The organism is Alteromonas sp. KUL106 (genome assembly GCF_009811415.1).
GTDB lineage: Bacteria > Pseudomonadota > Gammaproteobacteria > Enterobacterales > Alteromonadaceae > Alteromonas.
Genome location: NZ_BLIG01000058.1, coordinates 1 through 17790, shown reverse-complemented (window position 1 = coordinate 17790; position 17790 = coordinate 1). Strand labels below are relative to the sequence as shown.

General features: G+C 45.1%; 18 protein-coding genes. 11 read left to right on the top strand and 7 right to left on the bottom strand.

Features of this window, described 5'->3' with window-relative positions; genetic code table 11:
- Window positions 1–19: 19 nt before the first annotated feature.
- The 4 genes from GVO63_RS18760 (at window position 20) to pyrF (ending at window position 4576) form a co-directional block, all read left to right on the top strand.
- The gene (locus GVO63_RS18760; protein ID WP_159581929.1) at window positions 20–2362 is read left to right on the top strand and encodes a PilZ domain-containing protein; all 2343 of its coding nucleotides are present in this window, start codon (window positions 20–22) and stop codon (window positions 2360–2362) included.
- Window positions 2363–2441: 79 nt separating this feature from the next.
- The gene (locus GVO63_RS18755; RefSeq protein ID WP_236552211.1) at window positions 2442–2702 is read left to right on the top strand and encodes a LapA family protein; all 261 of its coding nucleotides are present in this window, start codon (window positions 2442–2444) and stop codon (window positions 2700–2702) included.
- Window positions 2702–3871 carry a lipopolysaccharide assembly protein LapB gene (gene lapB / locus GVO63_RS18750; RefSeq protein WP_159489696.1) on the top strand — a complete coding sequence of 390 codons (1170 nt, stop codon included), beginning with the start codon at window positions 2702–2704 and terminating at the stop codon, window positions 3869–3871. Before GVO63_RS18755 ends, lapB begins: the two co-directional genes overlap by 1 nt.
- Window positions 3872–3877: 6 nt before the next feature.
- Window positions 3878–4576 carry an orotidine-5'-phosphate decarboxylase gene (pyrF, locus tag GVO63_RS18745; RefSeq protein WP_159489698.1) on the top strand — a complete coding sequence of 233 codons (699 nt, stop codon included), beginning with the start codon at window positions 3878–3880 and terminating at the stop codon, window positions 4574–4576.
- Window positions 4577–4765: 189 nt separating this feature from the next.
- Here the strand turns inward: pyrF and ald are convergent, their stop codons facing one another.
- The gene (gene ald / locus GVO63_RS18740) at window positions 4766–5899 is read right to left on the bottom strand and encodes an alanine dehydrogenase (RefSeq protein ID WP_159581927.1); all 1134 of its coding nucleotides are present in this window, start codon (window positions 5897–5899) and stop codon (window positions 4766–4768) included.
- A gap of 185 nt (window positions 5900–6084) precedes the next feature.
- Between ald and lrp the strand changes: the two genes are divergently transcribed.
- The 7 genes from lrp to GVO63_RS18705 all read left to right on the top strand — a co-directional run bounded on the left by lrp (window position 6085) and on the right by GVO63_RS18705 (window position 14330).
- On the top strand, window positions 6085–6570 hold the full coding sequence (lrp, locus tag GVO63_RS18735; RefSeq protein ID WP_014949635.1) for a leucine-responsive transcriptional regulator Lrp: 486 nt from the start codon (window positions 6085–6087) through the stop codon (window positions 6568–6570).
- A gap of 283 nt (window positions 6571–6853) precedes the next feature.
- On the top strand, window positions 6854–9643 hold the full coding sequence (locus GVO63_RS18730) for a DNA translocase FtsK (protein ID WP_159581925.1): 2790 nt from the start codon (window positions 6854–6856) through the stop codon (window positions 9641–9643).
- Window positions 9644–9659: 16 nt separating this feature from the next.
- Complete coding sequence (lolA, locus tag GVO63_RS18725; RefSeq protein WP_159581923.1) at window positions 9660–10454, top strand: outer membrane lipoprotein chaperone LolA; 795 nt, start codon at window positions 9660–9662, stop codon at window positions 10452–10454.
- The gene (locus GVO63_RS18720) at window positions 10441–11748 is read left to right on the top strand and encodes a replication-associated recombination protein A (protein ID WP_159581921.1); all 1308 of its coding nucleotides are present in this window, start codon (window positions 10441–10443) and stop codon (window positions 11746–11748) included. Before lolA ends, GVO63_RS18720 begins: the two co-directional genes overlap by 14 nt.
- Before the next feature lie 76 nt (window positions 11749–11824).
- Window positions 11825–12208 (top strand): fluoride efflux transporter CrcB, encoded by a 384-nt coding sequence (gene crcB, locus GVO63_RS18715; RefSeq protein WP_159489708.1) that lies wholly within the window; start codon window positions 11825–11827, stop codon window positions 12206–12208.
- A 10-nt stretch (window positions 12209–12218) separates the two neighbouring features.
- The gene (gene serS / locus GVO63_RS18710; protein ID WP_159489710.1) at window positions 12219–13520 is read left to right on the top strand and encodes a serine--tRNA ligase; all 1302 of its coding nucleotides are present in this window, start codon (window positions 12219–12221) and stop codon (window positions 13518–13520) included.
- A 105-nt stretch (window positions 13521–13625) separates the two neighbouring features.
- Window positions 13626–14330: an SOS response-associated peptidase family protein gene (locus tag GVO63_RS18705; RefSeq protein ID WP_159581919.1), complete on the top strand. Its 705-nt coding sequence runs from the start codon at window positions 13626–13628 to the stop codon at window positions 14328–14330.
- Window positions 14331–14453: 123 nt separating this feature from the next.
- Here the strand turns inward: GVO63_RS18705 and GVO63_RS18700 are convergent, their stop codons facing one another.
- The 6 genes from GVO63_RS18700 to GVO63_RS18675 form a co-directional block, all read right to left on the bottom strand.
- The gene (locus GVO63_RS18700; RefSeq protein WP_159489714.1) at window positions 14454–14891 is read right to left on the bottom strand and encodes a host attachment protein; all 438 of its coding nucleotides are present in this window, start codon (window positions 14889–14891) and stop codon (window positions 14454–14456) included.
- Between the two features lie 532 nt (window positions 14892–15423).
- Complete coding sequence (locus GVO63_RS18695) at window positions 15424–15771, bottom strand: TusE/DsrC/DsvC family sulfur relay protein (RefSeq protein WP_159489726.1); 348 nt, start codon at window positions 15769–15771, stop codon at window positions 15424–15426.
- Entirely contained in the window at window positions 15768–16079 is a 312-nt protein-coding gene (locus GVO63_RS18690) for a DsrH/TusB family sulfur metabolism protein (protein WP_159581917.1), read from the bottom strand. Before GVO63_RS18690 ends, GVO63_RS18695 begins: the two co-directional genes overlap by 4 nt.
- Complete coding sequence (locus tag GVO63_RS18685) at window positions 16079–16447, bottom strand: DsrE family protein (protein ID WP_159489730.1); 369 nt, start codon at window positions 16445–16447, stop codon at window positions 16079–16081. The genes GVO63_RS18690 and GVO63_RS18685 overlap by 1 nt, the downstream gene beginning before the upstream one ends.
- Window positions 16447–16836, bottom strand: coding sequence for a sulfurtransferase complex subunit TusD (gene tusD, locus GVO63_RS18680; protein WP_159489732.1), 390 nt, complete (start codon window positions 16834–16836; stop codon window positions 16447–16449). Before tusD ends, GVO63_RS18685 begins: the two co-directional genes overlap by 1 nt.
- 56 nt (window positions 16837–16892) lie before the next feature.
- Window positions 16893–17558, bottom strand: a complete 666-nt coding sequence (locus GVO63_RS18675) for a Bax inhibitor-1/YccA family protein (protein WP_014949619.1) — start codon at window positions 17556–17558, stop codon at window positions 16893–16895.
- Window positions 17559–17790 lie beyond the last annotated feature (232 nt).

Sequence of the window (17790 nt, the reverse complement as noted above, 5' to 3'; positions counted from 1 at the left end):
AAACGGTAACCATGAAGCAATGTCAGCCGGCGAAGAACAAGCAATAATAAAACAATACCAGCCGCTTATTCGTGCACTCATTCCTTATGAACAACAAAATAAGTTGTTGGAAGGAATCAACAAATTCTCAAAGCGTCTTCCAAGTAGTGTTCGAAAGATAGTTAAAGAGGAAGTCGTTAGGCTGACTTCTCTGACAGACGCACCTGCCGATAATTCAGCTTTCGCGCAATTTCCCGTTATGAAATTTAAACATTTCGGGGTTCAAATGCGCCTTGATAAAGTTGGCGCACAAATACTTAAAAACGAAACATCACTTTATCAGGACAGATATACGGTTGGTGTGTTTGAGTCCGTGATGAACTCAGACTTTTACCAAAATCAGATAAAGAAAGAGCAATTTAAAAAAATTGTTGATGCTTTTAATGTTGAAAGCCAATCGTTCACGGATATAGATTTTGGCGACGACATAGCTATTCGTCCCAACTTCACCATTTCTTCCGCAGAGTTCGAGAAGGGACGGCATTGCTCAATTAGCGCTATGTCCCATAAAGAACTTTCCCTTGAAACCAAAAGGCCTCCAAACGCCTCCACTGGTGATGTGCTTACATTTACGATCCCTGAAGTTAAAGGTCTTACTAAAGAGCCGACTGAGATAAAAGTGGAGTTAGAAGCGGTAAAGTATAATAAGGACCTTGGAAAGTATGAAACCTCATTTGTTTTTCAAAAAGATGTCGATAAAGAGTTCATTGCTTTATTAAAACGCTACATTGCTGTCACGGCTTACAAACAGCCGCTCCAACGTGATTTAGAAATTGAAAGAGCAATGCAAGAATTGGAACGTGACCGAATATTAGAGAATAGCCCTTGGTTACCTGTTTTTCTTGCACCTGAAAAAAGATCGTTAAAGCCCGTTATCGCACTTTTCACAAAAGCCAATGTAGAGCATAACAATGCTGAAAAATTATTAGCCAGTCTTCAAGATAAGCCAATTTTTGCGACACTGGTTGAAGAACTGCGAAAATACAATGAGGCGTATGTTTTTCAAGGAAATATCAAAACAAAAAGCGGCAATGTTCAAATAACGGCAACTCACAGGCAGCTTTTGGCGCTACAGCAGCTCAATGCCCTGGTATATTTACTCGCAAAAAGCGGCGATTTTATATGTACCCATTGCCGTCTCGATACCGTGAGTCGACAAGATAAACAAAAGGCGTTTGCAATTCATGATATTGCCAGTAAAGAGTTCGAACAACTTGCACAGATCTCTCACGTACTGTATTGCAAAGATGTCTCATCTTATCTGACCAACTTGACGCTCGCCGCGAAGTGTGACTTTAAACCTTTATCCAAATCGCTAAAGGCCAGTGGTAATAACTGGCATATCGATTACGTTATGGAAGAAGACTTAGACCGGCGCTCCGAAACACGGTATATCATTGATAAGCCCGCATCAATTAAAGTTGGACTACTTTCTTCTCTCGATGCCCGTGTGGCAGATTTAAGTGCGAGCGGAATGAAACTTCTTGTGGCACCAAATAGTGAGTTACAAAAAGAGATCCGTGTATCCGTACCAGAGCTAAAAATTAAAGGTGAAAAGTATAAGCTCGTTCATTATCAAGCCAATACCGGAGTAGCAAGACTTTGTCTTTTAGAAGAGACAAGGAAAGCCAGGGTAGGTTCGAGTGTTGATAGCATGGTTGAGGAAAATACTGCCTATTTCAAATTGAGAGATATTGCACGTATACAGCGTTCAACGCATCGCTTCATATGGGAGCTTGCTGTCAGGCATATGCCTTCTTTAGCGGTATTATGCGTAATGAACCGTTTCACATTAGATAGGCTGAAAACCGTATATCAGAGTGAGACATCTGACGATCTTTATCCTTTCTCACGAACACAAAATATTATTCCTCTGCACGGCTTTTTTGCAGATAAAGGGCAAGCGAAACCTAAATCCAGAATACTAGAAGGGATGTTTAAAGAGACGTCCAATCAATCGCTGGTTGTGCATTGCGTGAGAAAAAGTGACAGCAGGCTAGTTTATATTAAAGAGCGAGACTTTCTGTATTCTAAGCTACGCACGCAGATTAAGACACAGCTTGATGATGGTAAGATACAGTTAAGCGCCACGGACGTGACTGCCATTCGCTGTCATGGCGCCATCACTCCCTTAACGAAAAAACGATTGGCACAACTGTCTAAAATAGACAAAGCCATGTATGTGAAGCTAGAAACAATGCAAGCTGGCTACACACATTGTATCTTTATCACCAACATGTCGGCATTGCATCATGATTTAGTTGTCGACAATCTCATCGCCAAACCTATGCGACAAGATCTTCAAGAAGAGGGCGCCGCTTAAACGCAATTCGCCTACGCTTTTTGTGTTATCTCTTTTCGCATTTTGCTATTCTTGTAAACAAATCAATAAAAAGGGTTTAGTGTTGAAAGGGATCCTAACGTTTCTTATTATCCTAGCGTTGCTTTTAATTGCATTTGTGATTGGCTCGCAAAACGAAGCACAAGTGACGGTTAATTATCTGATTGCGCAGGCAAATATACGTCTATCGACTCTCATTGCGATAACGTTATCAATTGGAGTAGTGGTTGGTATCCTTATTATGCTGCTTAGTTGGCTCAAGTTAAGAGTTCAGCTGATGGGTGCTCAATCGAAAATACAGAGTTTGGAACAAGAACACTAATGCTCGAACTGCTGTTTCTTCTTCTGCCTGTTGCGGCAGGCTATGGCTGGATAATGGGCAGAAATAGTGTCCGTCAAGCCCAGCGAAAACAGTCAAGTATCTTATCAAAGCATTATTACAAAGGTTTAAACTTTCTCCTTTCAGATCAGCCGGATAAAGCTGTAGACACGTTAATCAAAATGATTAATGTCAACAGTGACACGGTTGAAACACACATCGCAATGGGTAGTTTCTTTCGTCATCGGGGGGAAATCGACCGAGCGATAAAGGTACATCAAAACCTGGTGAGTCGAGACGAGCTTCAACCTGCGCAGCGTGAGAACGCCCTCAGAGAACTTGGCCATGACTACACGCAGGCAGGATTTTTAGAACGTGCTGAAAATGCATTTCTTCAGTTACTTAATAGCGAAAAGCATTACCTCGTCGCGCAGCAGCAGCTTTTTAGCATCTACCAGACCACTAAAGAATGGGAACGCGCCATAGAGTTGGCTGAGAGAATGGTGCAGTGTCACGGCGATAACGATGACGTCTGTGAGCGACTGGCCCATTTTTACTGCGAGCAAGCAGCGGTAGAGCTCAAAAATGACAGCCAAGGAGCCGCGTTAACCCTATTGCAAAAAGCTGTTAATGCCGACGAGCACGCGGTAAGACCTTGGTTAATGTTAGGTGATATTGCCCTTGAACAGCAACGCTACACCGACGCCAATGCTTATTTTACGCAAGTCGCAGAACGTGACATTAATTGGTTTAGCGAAGCGGTGCCCAGTCTTGAAAAAATAGCTGAAGAAACCGACGACTGGGACAATTTCCAGAAGAACTTGGAAGCACACTGGCAAGAGTGCGCAACTTCATATTTGGCGATGGTTGATATTCTGATGAAGCGCGGTGAAACGCGTCAAGCCGCCGAGTATCTGCTTGAACAACTTCGTAAGCGTCCCACTATGCGCGGTTTTAAAACCTTAATGGGGCTCTATATTGACCAGTTATCAGATAAAACCACCGCTGATAGCCTGCGTCTTTTGAAAGACTTGGTGGAGAAACAGATGTCTCAGCGACCCAAATACCGCTGTGGCAGCTGTGGATTTTCTGGTCGAAAACTATATTGGCTTTGCCCGAGCTGTAAAAAATGGGGCGTAGTAAAACCTATAAAAGGGCTAGACGGAGAATAAAAGAACATGCATGACCCACGCGTTATTGTTGCCTTAGATTATGACAATAAAGACACAGCTTTGGCGTTTGTAGACAAATTAGATCCAAACTTGTGCAAACTAAAAGTGGGCAAAGAGATGTTCACCTTATTTGGGCCTGATTTAGTAAAGATACTGATTGCGAAAGGTTTTGATGTTTTCCTCGACCTGAAGTTTCACGACATTCCCAACACTGTCGCCAAAGCATGTAAAGCGGCCGCAGACCTTGGCGTTTGGATGGTAAACGTACATGCTTCTGGTGGGCTACCCATGATGCAAGCAGCGAAAGAAGCAATCGCAAATAGTACCAATCCGCAGACCAAGCTTATAGCGGTAACTGTGCTAACCAGCATGGATGAGTCACAGTTGGCTGACGTGGTTAGCGGCGTGACGCCTGAGCAACAAGTGCTGCGCTTAGCAGCGTTAACTGAACAAGCGGGGCTTGACGGTATTGTTTGTTCAGCGCAGGAAGCGAGCGTGTTACGCGAAAGACACAACGACGATTTTCTGCTCGTCACCCCTGGCATCCGTCCTATTGGCGCTGACGCCGGCGATCAAAAACGGGTTATGACGCCGCCTGATGCAATGAAAGCCGGTGTGAGTTATTTGGTGATGGGGCGGCCTATTACGAAGGCGGACGACCCCATAGCGGTATTAGAAGCCGTAAACGCTTCAATTAATAGTTAGGTTTGTTGGTATAAGGCATCGTGCAGCAACAAGGCCTTAATGTGTAAAAGTGGTGTGATAGAGACGCTTCAGAGAATGCCGCTTTCATGTCGACTTGGACTGATATTAATAATAAAAAAAGCTCGGATGTGATTTTCACATGCCGAGCTTTTCATTGATGAGGCTAGGAGGTACAGCCTCAAGTCAGGATTATTCGCCCTTTAGCGCGACTTCCGCTGGCGTATAGGTAAGACCTAATTCTTCACCAAGCGCGTCAACAACGGCTTTATAGGTGACTTTTCCTTCGTGAACGTTCAAACCATTTAGCAAGTGCTTATCGTCTAACATTGCTTTTGCTGGCCCCTTGTTGGCAAGGGCTAGGCCGAACGGCAATGTAGCATTGTTAAGTGCCATTGTAGACGTGCGCGCTACGCCACCTGGCATGTTTGCAACACAGTAATGAACCACATCATAAACAATGTAAACTGGGTCCTGGTGTGTTGTGGCTTTTGAGGTTTCAAAACAGCCACCTTGGTCGATAGCAACGTCTACAAGCACAGAACCTGGTTTCATGGCTTTAATTTGTTCGCGAGTAAGAAGCTTCGGAGCGGCTGCACCAGGAATAAGTACGGCACCAACAACAAGATCCGCTTTTGAAGAGTAATGCTCAATAGCATCAACCGTAGAATAAACCGTTTTAACTTGGCCATTAAAGATGTCATCGATTTGACGAAGACGAGGAAGTGAACGGTCTAGAATAGTCACATCAGCGCCAAGGCCCAGTGCCATTTTTGCCGCGTTAGTGCCCACAACACCACCACCGATAACCAAAACTTTACCCGGCGCTACGCCTGGTACGCCGCCAAGAAGTGTACCGCTGCCACCGTGCGCTTTCTCAAGGTAATGCGCGCCAGCTTGAACAGACATACGACCGGCTACTTCACTCATAGGTGCAAGCAGTGGAAGGCCACCGCGGTCGTCAGTCACCGTTTCGTAAGCAATACAGGTCGCGCCTGATTCAACCAGTAGCTTAGTTTGGGTCGGGTCTGGTGCTAGGTGAAGATAGGTGTAAAGCGTTTGGCCTTTGCGCAACATTTTACACTCGTTGGGCTGAGGCTCTTTTACTTTTACGATCATTTCCGCTTCAGCAAATACTTGCTCAGCAGTTGATGCGATAGCAGCACCTGCCTCTACATACATCTCGTCAGTGAAACCGATAGCGTCACCGGCGTTTGTTTCTACTAGAACGCTGTGACCGTGGCTAACAAACTCTTTTACTGCTGCAGGCGTTAGGCCAACACGGTATTCGTGGTTCTTAATTTCTTTTGGTACACCAACTAACATGTATAGTCCTCAATTTTGTAGTGAGCTTCTAAGTGGCTCGGGTTGAACTTTTGCGTCATTGTGTTCGGCCTTGAAGCCCTTGAACATATTTGCGGAGTATACGTGATAAAAAAACGAACTATCTGCTGAAGAAAAAGCATTTGTAGCATATAATTCTTTAAAAGATGGTTTTGTAGATATTTTATATGTTAGTAAAGACACCCAAGCACCTTGACCGAATAGACAGGAATATATTGGTGCAACTGCAGAAAAACGGCCGTATATCGAATGTCGAACTGGCCAAAGAAGTAGGGTTAAGCCCTAGTCCTTGCTTAGAGAGAGTGAAGAGATTAGAGGCGCAAGGCTATATTAAGGGATATCACGCAGTCGTTGATCCAGAGAAACTTGGCGCTGCAATGCTTGTCTTTGTAGAGATCACGCTAACCAAAACTTCAGTTGATATCTTTGCAGAATTTTCTGCTGCGGTAAAACTGCATGACGATATACAAGAATGTCATTTAGTATCTGGTGACTTTGATTTTCTTTTAAAAGCACGGGTGGCGGATATGGGGAGCTACAGAAAATTACTTGGCGATACTTTATTACGCTTGCCCGGTGTGAGTGAATCGCGCACGTACGTTGTGATGGAAGAAGTGAAAAGTACGTCGTCGCTACGTATTAATTTGAAGTAATGAAAGCGTGGCTCACAAGCGTGTTTTTGTGGTAGGCTGTGCAAAAATACAGTGTTTGTGTTTAGACCAAGGATTGTTGGTAATCACAAGCATGGGGTAGGGGAGGAACGTAGTGGTTTCGGTATTACGTTCAGCAACTTGCCAAACATAAAATAATAACTAAGTAGGGACTGCAAAGAGTACGCTAAGCTCTTTGTTGCGGTTAGCGTACAGATAGCTTTCATAAGCAAGCTTGACTCGTTTATGGGGCTATACGCGATAGAAATTGAAGGTTTTTAGGGTTATGGCGCGATTAACAGGGGTTCAGCGAGTGTGGGAAGCAGGTATGATTATCGCCTGTGTTTTCGCCTTCTTCTTATTGCTGGCACTAGTATCTTTTCATCCAGGTGACCCAGGTTGGAGTCAGGCTGGGTTACAACTAGACATTCACAACTGGGTTGGAGCAACAGGAGCTTGGGTTGCAGACCTACTGCTATTTTCTTTTGGCTTTCTCGCCTATTTGATGCCATTTGGATCTGCTTTTTTAGGGTGGTTTTTATTTCAACACATAAAAGAGCTGGATGAGTTCGACTATCTTACCATTGGACTGCGTATTATTGGTGGGCTACTGATGGCTCTCGGCGCAACTGGGATAGCCAGCATCAATTTCGATGATATCTATAATTTTTCAGCCGGTGGTTTTGTTGGTGATGTGATCAGTTCAGCGCTTATTCCTTACTTTAATACCGCCGGTACTATTTTACTGCTTCTTTGCTTTTTCTGTACGGGTTTTACGCTACTAACGGGGATAAGCTGGCTTACGATTATTGATAAAATAGGGGAAGGTACGCTGTGGCTAGGGCGGAAGACGCTGTCCGCACCGCAGAGTTTGTTAGCACTTGAGATGCCAAGATTGGCGCTGGCTAATAGATCGTCTGGTCAGGAAAGTAACGAAAGTGCTGCACTTGATATTACTAGTATGCGAGCAGAGCCCTTGGCTACTGCGGAACAGACACAGCAACCGCAAGCACAAAAGACGTCGCCTTCTCGCAGTGAACCTACTTTTGGTATCGAAGAGGTAGAAGATGAACCTCCATTTTATACCTATAACAGAGACGAACCCGTTCAAACTGAGCCTAACAATGGGCTTAACACAGAAGAAAAAGACGCCGCGTCAGTTGACAATGACACTGAGACCAAGAAGTCGGCTTTTTCTCTATCGGGCATGCGCAATGCGGTTACTGGTAGCTTTAAAGACAAAGTGGGTTTGGGCAAATCAAATCAAGAGGATTCAGCGCATTCACCCATTGATAGCGCACAACACGAACATGGTCAGCAGCCTCAACAGAGCCCGCATATTAATTTCGACGATTTAGAGGAGTTTGACGAAGACCTGCCTTACGAGACAGGAAGTAAGCCTTTAGCTTCGACAAACAACAGTGTTTCATCAGCGGATGATAGTCAGCCTTCAGCACCCGTCGCTCAAACGCAACCCTCGCATTTGCAAGAAGAAACACAAGCCGTTGCTCAGACATTTACCCCAGCTGCACTTGGTGCTAAACCCGTTAAAGCGAGAGCAGGGGAAGTCGACCCAAACTTACCGCCTATGCCGTCGTTCGATTTACTTGAGCGCGCAGACAAACACGAAAACCCGCTTACACCAGAAGAGATTGAAGGCATTTCTCGTCTTGTAGAAGAAAAACTTGCCGATTTTAATATTGAGGCAACGGTGGTGGGTGTCTACCCAGGTCCGGTTATAACCCGATTTGAGCTTGATTTAGCGCCAGGGGTCAAAGTTAGTAAAATTACTGGATTGTCCAAAGACTTGGCTCGCGCAATGTCGGCCATTTCAGTACGCGTGGTAGAAGTTATTCCGGGTAAATCAGTCATTGGCTTGGAACTTCCCAACAAAAAGCGTGAAATGGTGCGTTTAAGCGAAGTGATTAGCTGCGATACGTTCCAGTCGAATAAGTCGCCATTAACCATGGTGTTGGGCGCTGACATCTCAGGCCAACCAGTAGTGGTTGATTTAGCAAAGATGCCTCATTTGCTCGTAGCGGGTACAACCGGTTCAGGTAAGTCAGTGGGCGTAAACGTCATGATATTGAGCCTTCTTTATAAGAGCACACCCGAAGACGTTCGAATGATCATGATTGACCCGAAAATGCTTGAGCTCTCGGTTTATGAAGGTATACCTCATTTGCTTGCCGAAGTGGTGACAGATATGAAGGAGGCGGCCAATGCGCTTCGTTGGTGTGTTGGTGAGATGGAACGTCGCTATCGCCTAATGAGCGCCCTTGGTGTTCGAAATCTGAAAGGTTATAACGCGAAGGTTGAAGAAGCCATTGCTAACGGTGCACCCATTAAAGATCCGCTCTGGAAAAACGAAGAGAGCATGGACGCGGAAGCGCCAGACTTAGCCAAACTTCCTGCTATCGTGGTGGTGGTTGATGAATTTGCCGATATGATGATGATCGTTGGCAAAAAGGTAGAAGAACTAATAGCACGCATTGCACAAAAAGCCCGTGCAGCAGGAATCCACCTTATTCTCGCTACGCAACGTCCGTCTGTCGATGTGATTACCGGTCTGATTAAAGCGAACATTCCGACCCGTTGTGCATTCCAGGTTTCAAGTAAAATTGACTCAAGAACCATTCTTGACCAGCAAGGTGCCGAAACATTATTGGGTATGGGGGATATGCTTTATCTTCCGCCGGGTAGTCCGGTACCGACGCGTGTTCACGGCGCATTTGTTGACGACCATGAAGTACACGCCGTAGTGGCTGACTGGCAGAAACGGGGAGAGCCAGAATACATTGATGAGATCCTGAATGGCGAGGCATCAGCTGAAGTGTTATTACCTGGTGAGCAGCCTGAAGGCGAAGACCAAGAATTTGATGCATTCTACGATGAAGCGGTAGCATTTGTGACCGAAACACGTCGCGCGAGTGTTTCAAGTGTGCAACGTAAATTTAGAATTGGTTACAACCGTGCAGCGCGCCTAGTTGAACAAATGGAGATGAGCGGTGTCGTAAGTGCACAGGGGCACAATGGTAATCGCGAGGTACTTGCACCGCCGCCTCATAAAGAATAACGAATGGATTGAATAAATGAATAAAGCAGTTTCGGTTTATTTTGTAAGTGCGTTGGCAACGATGAGTTTCGCAGCGAATGCAACGTTAGAATTGGATTCTAACCTCAAGGAATTCGGCACATATTATGATGCAGACACTGTCGGTAAAGAACTTGCCGACGACACAAATGCGTCGATGAACAATAGTCAATCTCCAAACGTTACGACTGACACCGATGACTCTTCGAGTTCAGCGCTGCAAGCACTGTTAAGCGAGATGAAACAGTTTCGCGCAAGCTTTGCTCAAACCGTGGTAGACGGGCAGCAGAACGTTGTACATGAAGCGCAGGGCACGCTCACCATGACCCGTCCGAATAAATTGCGGTGGGAAACAACGTTCCCCGATGAAACCTTATTGATAGCTGATGGTGAAGCAGTTTGGAATGTGGATACCTTCGTAGAGCAAGTAACGATATTATCTCAAGACAATGCGATCAAAGATAACCCTATCGTTTTGCTTACATCGACAGATGAAGCAACTTGGTCAAAATTTACAATAGATCAAATGAGCAGCGTCTCGGCGGTAAACAGCGACGACAACGGTAGTGTTTTACAAAGCTTTCAAATAACGCCTAAAGAAGAAGGCGGCCAAATCGTAACGCTTACACTCACGTTTAACGAAGATAATGCGCTGGCATCGCTCAACATGCTTGATGCACAACAGCAAATTAGCACGTTGGTGTTTAATAACATTGAAACGCGTTTTCCAGTTCCTGCCGATACGTTTTCAGTTGAAATTCCAGATAGCTTCATCATAGATGACCAGCGTTAATCAAGACTTCGCGCCGTTAGCGGCGCGTATGCGCCCGGTTACCATAGAGCAGTACAGCGGTCAGGAACATTTACTTGGCGAAGGTAAGCCTCTTCGTAAAATGTTAGAGGCAGGTCACTGCCATTCTATGATTTTGTGGGGGCCGCCCGGTACCGGTAAAACTACCCTTGCTGAACTCATTGCCCAATATACCAACGCATCTGTATTGCGAATTTCTGCGGTTACCTCTGGGGTTAAAGACATCAGAGCGGCGATGGATACGGCTGAAGATAACGCACGTTATAACCAGCGCACGCTGCTTTTTGTTGATGAAGTACACCGGTTTAACAAAAGCCAGCAAGATGCGTTTCTGCCTTTTGTTGAATCAGGCGTTGTGACCTTCATTGGGGCGACCACTGAAAACCCCTCGTTTGAATTAAACAAAGCACTTCTATCTCGGGTACGTGTTTATGTGTTAAAGACACTGGAACAGCACGCATTATCCGAATTAGTCGATAGGGCGTTAAGCGATTCTGAAAAGGGCCTGGGAAAAAGGGCACTAGGTATTGAAGAAACCGCGAGAAATGCACTTATCGATTTGAGTGGCGGTGATGCACGCCGCCTTCTTACCTATTTAGAGCTTGCCGCTGACTTTACAAGCGCAAATGAGATAACCGTTAACGATGTGGAGCATGCAGTAGGCGAGAAAGTTGCCAGCTATGACAATAAAGGCGACACCTTTTACGATTTGATTTCAGCATTTCACAAATCGGTGAGAGGGTCAGATCCAGATGCTGCCCTGTATTGGTATGCAAGAATTCTCGATGGCGGCGGTGATGCGCTCTATGTGGGAAGGCGACTACTGGCCATTGCATCTGAAGATATTGGTAACGCTGACCCAAGAGCGATGCAGCTTTGTATTAACGCCTGGGATACGTTTCATCGTGTCGGTCCTGCTGAAGGCGAGCGGGCTATTGCAAAAGCGGCGGTATACTGTTCATTAGCAGCAAAAAGCAACGCGGTGTACATGGCATTTAATGAAGCAAAAGCTCTGGCGCGAAAAACCTCTGATGCACCGGTTCCTATGCATTTACGCAATGCCCCTACGTCTCTTATGAAAGAGTTAGGCCATGGTGATGGCTATCGCTATGCGCACAACGAGCCAAATGCGTTTGCCGCAGGAGAATCTTACTTTCCAGACAGCCTTACAGGCACCCGCTTGTACAACCCTAACGAGCGTGGTTTAGAAAAAGCACTAAAAGCCAAGCGCGAATTTCTCGATTCACTTAATGCGAGAAGCAATAATAAAAGGTAAAGTTGCAATCGTGCACCGCACCTGAATCGAATAAAGTAGATTAGTCTATAAAAAAGAACGCGCTAGGGAGTTTTTCGTGCCTCAAGGGTTAGCTTTGTATTGTTTTATTGCCGCTGGCGGGGCGACTGGCGCCTGTTTACGCTATTTTGTTACAACAAGTGTTGATTCCTTATTTGGAAAACACATGCCGTTTGGTACACTAACGGTGAATGTAGTCGGGTCTTTCGCACTCGCGTTGTTGTACGGGCTTATCGAAAGACACGATTTAAGCGACTCTCCATACCGAGCGCTCATCGGTGTAGGGCTTTTAGGTGCCTTTACTACATTCTCAACATTTTCCGTTGAAACCTTAACTTTATTAGAGAACGGGTTGTGGCTTAAAGCCGCAGCGAACGTATTTCTTAACGTTGGCGCTTGTCTAGTAGCAGGCTGGCTAGCCATTCAATTAATGAAAGGATAATTAGAAACACATGTTAGATCCAAAGTGTTTGCGAAGCGATATAGAACAAACAGCTAAGCGATTAGCTGCCCGTGGTTTTGACCTCGATGTAGCAGCTTTCAGTTCGCTTGAAGAAAAAAGAAAAACACTTCAGTCCAGAACACAGGATCTGCAAAACGAGCGTAACGTACGAAGTAAATCCATTGGTAAAGCAAAAGCACAGGGCGAAGATATTGCACCGCTATTGGCTGAAGTGGGTAAATTGGGTGACGAGCTTGACGCCGCTAAAGCGGAACTTAGCGAACTGTTAGAAGAAATAAATACCCTTACACAAGGCATTCCCAACTTGCCGCATGAGTCTGTACCAGAAGGTAAAAATGAAGACGACAACGTGGAAATTTCGCGTTGGGGCGAACCACGTACATTTGACTTTGAAGTTAAAGATCACGTCGATATTGCTGAAGGTTTAAACAATGGCCTTGATTTCGCCACAGCTAGCAAACTAACAGGCAGCCGCTTCGTCGTTATGCGCGGCGATATTGCCCGCCTAAACCGTGCAATTGCTCAGTTTATGCTTGATACCCATACCCAAGAACACGGCTATGAAGAAATGTATGTGCCTTATTTGGTCAATGCCGACAGCCTGTATGGTACGGGTCAGTTGCCAAAGTTTGGTGAGGACCTTTTCCACACTCAGCCTGCCACCGAAGAAGGTCAGGGATTGAGCCTTATCCCGACAGCGGAAGTGCCACTAACCAATATCGCTCGAGATGAGATTTTAGATGCGAAAACCCTACCGGTAAAAATGACCGCTCACACGCCTTGCTTCCGTTCAGAGGCTGGGTCTTATGGTCGTGATACTCGAGGTCTTATTCGTCAGCATCAGTTCGACAAGGTCGAACTAGTACAGCTTGTAAAACCAGAAGATAGCTTTGACGCCCTTGAAGCACTTACTGGTCACGCCGAAGTTATTCTGCAGAAGCTAGAGTTACCGTACCGTAAAGTTTTACTTTGTACTGGCGATATGGGCTTTGGCGCGTGTAAAACTTATGATTTAGAAGTGTGGCTACCTGCGCAAAATACTTATCGTGAAATTTCATCATGCTCTAATATGCTGGATTTCCAAGCACGACGTATGCAGGCTAGATTCCGCAACCCAGAAACCAACAAGCCTGAACTGCTTCATACACTTAACGGCTCTGGTTTAGCGGTAGGGCGCACCCTTGTTGCTATTTTAGAGAATAACCAGCAAGCAGACGGAAGCGTTACTATTCCAAAAGTGCTTGTGCCTTATATGGCTGGTCAGGAAGTGATAAAGGCAACTAGCGCCTAACGGGCTGATTTGCGCTGACACACCTAGTGGCAGCGCTTTTTCCTGTTATTCCCACACGAGTTTCTGTATTTTAAAGCAAATTTCAGTGTTGATTGGCTTTACAATATGTGCGGTTTTATACAACGTATTACTGACTCACCTCACGTTATAGCACTTCTTGAAGAAGTAGGGCTTACGCAAACTATCCCGTTTTTTGTTAATGAGTCTTCCACAACGAAAATTATTAACTTTTACCCTGCCTTTGGTAAATCGCCTGAACGACAAATCACTAATTTAATTGTGTCTGGTGATAGAACCGTTGATGCCACATGGTGGTTTGATGCCAAGCCCGATGGCGAAACATTGCAAGTGGGCGATAGAACAACGTTTAATGCTCGCAATTTAGATAGCCCTTATTGGGGGAAGTTTATTCGAGAGCGACGGGCGGTGGTTGTTGCAACAGCAGTAGGGGAGTCAAACCCGCGTGGAAAAGGAAAAGCGCATTATTTAATGAAGCCCACCAGCGGGGCATTACTTATAGGGGCCGTATACCGGAGATTTAGTAATGGACTGTTTACTTGTGCCGTAGTAACACGCCCGCCAATTGAAGGTTTTAGCCAGTTTCATGAAAAATCTATTCCTTGCTTTCTTCCGCATAACGCACATGCAGTCAAAGCATGGTTAGCTGCTGATACTCAAGGGAGACTAAATAATGACGTTGAATTTATGCTAAATCATCCCCGTCTTTATACAGATCTTGAAGTGACGCAGGTAAAGACATTTAAAAACGCTGAGGTAATAGGGGAGCCAGTATTGCTAAAGGCTGAATAAAAGAGACAAATGTCTGTCTGAGATAGCTGTGTAGACATTCATAAGTGAGCTAAGAAAAACTGGCGGCACCAGAAAAAACACATGCCGCCATCGATGACTTGTATAGCGTAAAATACCAATGATCTACTTAAGGTAAGACAGCAAGGTCTCTTCATCGGCACCAAGGACGTTTTTCGTTACTTCTTTATCTACCACATCAGCACACTCTGAAGTCATGCCGTTTCTAAGTTTACCTAAAAAGCCTGGACCGCTAATGATATCGATTGACCCTAACGCGCCTTTCTTTCGCTCTCCGTCCAACCAATCAGCAATGTCGCCAGCGAAGCGTTCGTCTTCTAACTCTGCTGCATCTTTGCGATTCATGCTGTCGACGCCCGGTATTTGAGAGGCGGGCGCAGACTGTCGGCCTGGCCTGTCCGTATAGATATCTTGGTCACTGGCATCACTGAATTCATTGTGCCATTTTTTTACTTCAACAAGCGCAGTTCCATGATTGGTATAGGTATAAGCAATGGCGTTGTCGTGGTTTGCCACAATTACGTAGTGTCTTTGAACTGTCATACAGCCTCCTATTATCCATTTATGTAAAACATTCACGGTTATGACGTTTCGCTCAAGCAGATGTGAAAAATGTGCTTAAAACACTCAATAAACGCTAATGTAATAGGAATACTGCAAATACCAGTCCGCATAGATAATTACCCACTCAGCGAGAGTGAAAATGTTCCGTAATCGCGGCGTGTTACCGTAGGTATAGTGGTTCTACATCAAGGTGACACAACAAAGAGTACGGACATTTTAAACTCGCCCTACGGGAAGGTCTGGCAAGCTTCCTAGCTTCATTCTGGGAATTTGAAAGGGAACAGCCATTCCTGCATTCCCACGCTTCGCTAGGAAACTTGCCAGCGCCTTCTGAGTGGACAATTATCTATGTGGACTGGTATAAGCTCGGTTATGGGCGATAAATAAGGAAATGACGCAGAGGGGGAATGTTGGCTTGTTGGTAAAAATAAAAGGCTAGCGTCAATGACTAGCACTTTTATTCAATGGGGATCAAAGGTTACCAATACTGCTTTATAGACATCAGGCAGGTTTATAAACACTTGGCTGGTTTGGGTAGCCCGGCCAATTTTGTGGCTTGCTTAGCTGGGCCTTTTTTGAACAACCTCTGCAGATAGCGACTATTGCCTTTTTCGGGTCCAAATTTGTTAGCCATGGCTTTTACGAGGGCGCGAATAGCAGGGCTGGTTTCATATTCTTCGTAAAATGCGCGCACAAATCGCACGACTTCCCAATGGGCCTCGGTAAGTTCTATATTTTCTTCTTGCGCCAGCAACTCAACCATACCTTCTTCCCAAAGGGTGTAGTCGAGTAAATAGCCCGCTTTGTCTGTAGGGATTTCTTGTCCCTTATAATGAAAGCTGTAGGTTTCTTGTGTCATGAGAGCGTGACCCATTGAGTATTTCGTGCTGACAAAGCAGCAAGTTCTTTATTGGAAATCGGGGTTATCTGTGCTGGCAGGTTTACACCCCTTGAAACAGCATCACTAGAGAGAAAAAACACGTTGAGCTGCGGATTGTTGTTCATAAACGTTGTCAGCGATTCAAAAAACACGGCGTCCACTCCAGGTGCGTAAACACCGTCACCAAGGCAAGCGACACTTACAACCGCGTTTGATTGCTCAAAGGCAGCGGTTAGCAACTGCTTATCCGCTGTGCTCAGCGTCGATGTTAAAATGGTAATAAGCATTAGAAAGTCACCACATGGTCAACACTATGAATGAGGGCTATCTTCTCAGAAGGCGTTAGCCAATGACACTCAAGCTCTTCTACTAGCTTTGTATTGGCGAGCACTCGCTGAATGTTGAAGGTATCAGCACTCGTTGCACACACATAGCATTCTTCAATATCGAAAAAAGGCATACTGGCTAAACGTTTCGTATGGTTCTTCAGTCCTTTAGTAGATGCTGCTTTAACAAGCTGAAGCACGCCTTGGTTCTCAAAGAGCACTTTTACGTCGTGCCCATAGTTGGTTGCCGCGAGCGCAAAATCTAAACCGTCTTGGCTTCTGGCATTGGAAAAAGGGCTTTGAGTAAATCTAATCAGTAAATTTGCCATTAGAATTGCACCAGCCTGTTACACGCGTGTAGCGCGGAGAAAAACTCGCCTAAGCCAGCTTGCTCAAAGGGGGCAGCTAAATTGGCGTATGCGATGCCGTTCTCTTTTGCTTCTAGTTCACTCACGATGCCTCGTTTGACAGCGGCGGTGATACACACTAAAAGCTTGATGTTGTGCGCGTCAGCAAGTGCTTTCCAGTCATCAAGTACAAACAGTTCATCACCGGTATTAAGCATTAAGCTGTTGGTGTGGTGAACCCCTTCACTATAAAAGAAGACGTTATTAACGACATCACCATTATCGATAACACCTTGTATAAAGCCAAGGGCCCGCAGTGCTGCATCGCCGTCAAACGGTGAGGATGTGATAAGTATTGAATATTCTGCCATATAAATAAAAACACCCCGGTTAAGGGGTGTTTATCTTTTCAACCTTTAACGGTGTATTAATCGTCGCCGCCAAATGCACCTAGAAGGTGAAGGATAGACGTAAACAAGTTGTATATGTTCAAGTATAGCGAAACAGTCGCGCGAATGTAGTTTGTTTCACCACCGTGGATGATACGGCTTGTATCAAACAGGATAAAACCTGACATGATGAACACAATCGCTGCACTGATTGCTAGGCTTACCGCTGGAACCGCGAAGAAGATGTTCGCAATTGCCGCAACAAGCACAACAACCAAACCAACTACCAAGAAGCCACCCATGAACGAGAAGTCTTTCTTAGTGGTAAGCGCATAACCAGAAAGCGCGAAGAACACAAGGGCTGTTGCACCTAGGGCTTCCATGATTAGCCCTGGCCCTGCTACACCTAAATAGAAATTAAGCGTATAACCCAGTGATGCACCCATTAAACCTGTGAATGCAAACACCCAGTAGATACCAGATGCTGAATCCGCTTTTTTCTGGACAACAAATAAAGTAATAAAAGCGCCGATAGTCATAACAAGAGACATCATAGGAGAAATGCCTACCGCCATTGCTATACCAGCACAAACCGCACTAAACGCTAGTGTCATCGCAAGCAGCATATAGGTGTTGCGTAGAACCTTGTTCGTCTGCAATACCGATGGTTGAGATGCACTTGAATACATCGAACGTTGATCCATTGTTTCCTCCAACAGGACTTATGATATGACCAAAATGGTACACAATTAATTAGTGTATGTTGTATGGGTTTTAGTTCCCATTTTCAAGTAGTTTCAGATGAAAATGGTGTCAGGTGAATACAAAATCTTTTTTTATACGATTTAAGCTGCGTATTTGATTGAATTCTCAGCACTTAACCAAGTTTTTTAATTTTTCGCTTTACAGTTCTGAAAATATCATTAAGATACGCAG